Source organism: Dietzia sp. CQ4, from assembly GCF_014145125.1.
Lineage (GTDB): Bacteria > Actinomycetota > Actinomycetes > Mycobacteriales > Mycobacteriaceae > Dietzia > Dietzia natronolimnaea.
This window is the reverse complement of record NZ_JAALDZ010000205.1, coordinates 1-1480: the sequence shown is the minus strand read 5'-3', so window position 1 is coordinate 1480 and position 1480 is coordinate 1. Positions and strand designations below refer to the sequence as shown.

The 1480-nt window shown below is 72.6% G+C and carries 2 protein-coding genes; one reads left to right on the top strand and one right to left on the bottom strand.

Annotated features, from left to right (window positions below):
• Positions 1-723 (top strand): alpha/beta hydrolase (locus tag G6031_RS12315; protein ID WP_182653413.1); only part of this gene is annotated, 723 nt, incomplete at its 5' end.
• A 19-nt stretch (positions 724-742) separates the two neighbouring features.
• Here G6031_RS12315 and G6031_RS12310 read toward each other — a convergent pair.
• Complete coding sequence (locus G6031_RS12310; protein WP_182639723.1) at positions 743-1207, bottom strand: SRPBCC domain-containing protein; 465 nt, start codon at positions 1205-1207, stop codon at positions 743-745.
• Between the last annotated feature and the right edge of the window lie 273 nt (positions 1208-1480).

Here is a 1480-nt window from a genome sequence, read left to right as displayed (position 1 = left end):
ATCGGCGTCGATCGCCCCGGTTACGGCCTATCCGACCCCGGGCCGATCAGCCCGGGCGGGGTCGCGCGGGACGTCCTGGCGGTCGCCGACGAGCTGGGGGTGGCGCGGTTCGCCGTCTCGGCCTGGTCGGGTGGAGGGGCGTTCGCGCTGGCCACCGCCGCCGCAGCGCCCGATCGCGTCATGCGGGTGGGAATCGCCGGCGGCCTGGCCCCGTTCGATCGGATGCCCGGGGCGCGCGAGGCGCTGACCGCGGGAGATCTCGAGGCGCTCTCCCACTTACCGGGGGACCCCGCCCACGCGGCCGAGCTCTTCCGGTCCGGCAACTCCGGGATCCTCGACGCGATGCTCTCGGTCAGGGACGACGAGACCGCGCCGTGGGTCGACTGGATGTGGGCTAACAGCGACGCGGCGGTGATCGCCGACCCCGCGGCCCGGCGGGCCCTGGTCGTGAACTTCCGCGAGGCGCTCCGGCAGGGCACCGGGGCGATCGCGTGGGACAACGTGGCCTTCGTCGGCCCGTGGGGCTTCCGGGTCGAGGACGTCCGCGCGCCCGTGCACCTCTGGTACGGCGACGACGACGAGATGGCCCCACCGGCCAACGGGCGATGGCTGGCCGAGCACCTGGGCGCGCCCGAGCTCACGATCTACGCGGGTGAGGGCCACCTCCTGCCGCTGGCCCACTGGGGCGAGATGCTGCGGGCGCTGACCACCTGCGGGAGCTGACGACCACGGGGTGAACTGCTCAGCCGGCCACCGCGGCGGCGAGGTTGGACAGCGAGTCCTCGAGCTGCTGCTCGGACACCAGCGGGAAGGACACCTTCTTGAGGATCTCCTTGTCGGTGACCTTGCCCCAGTCGTAGGTCAGGCGGACCAGCGTCGACTCGGGCCCGCGGTTCTCGAGCTCCCAGACCCACTCCCAGCCGGGGGGCTCGGTGCCGGCGGGAGCGGTCTGCCACGCCAGGATCTTGTCCTTGCCGTAGCCGGTGACGTGGTTCTCGGTGCGGTACTCGCCACCCATGTGCTCACCCTCCATGTCCATGGAGAACACGTCGCCCACCTGCTGGATCCGGTCGGACTTGTAGTCCCCGCGGACGAAGCCCGAGCCGTCCAGCCTGGCGTGGTTCTCCGGGTTGGTGAGGATGTCGAAGATCTCGGCCGCCGAGTGGTCGATCACGCGCTCGACGGTGACGCTCGTAGATGTGGTCATGTCTCCCACCTTGCACGTCGGCGCCGTCCCGTGCATCCGGTCGCCGCGACCCGCGCCGGGTCGCCACCCCGGTGAACTGCCGCTACGGTCGTCACCATGGACCAGTCGACACCGCACCGGACCGAGGCGTCCCCGTCCGAGCCGACCCCGACCGAGCCGACCCCGACCGGGGCCCACGCGACCCGGGGCACGGGGTGGGCCATGCCCGTCATCACGCTCCTCGGGGTGGCGGCCGCCATCGTGGCCGCGTTCGTCGGCAGCGGCGCCCTCGGC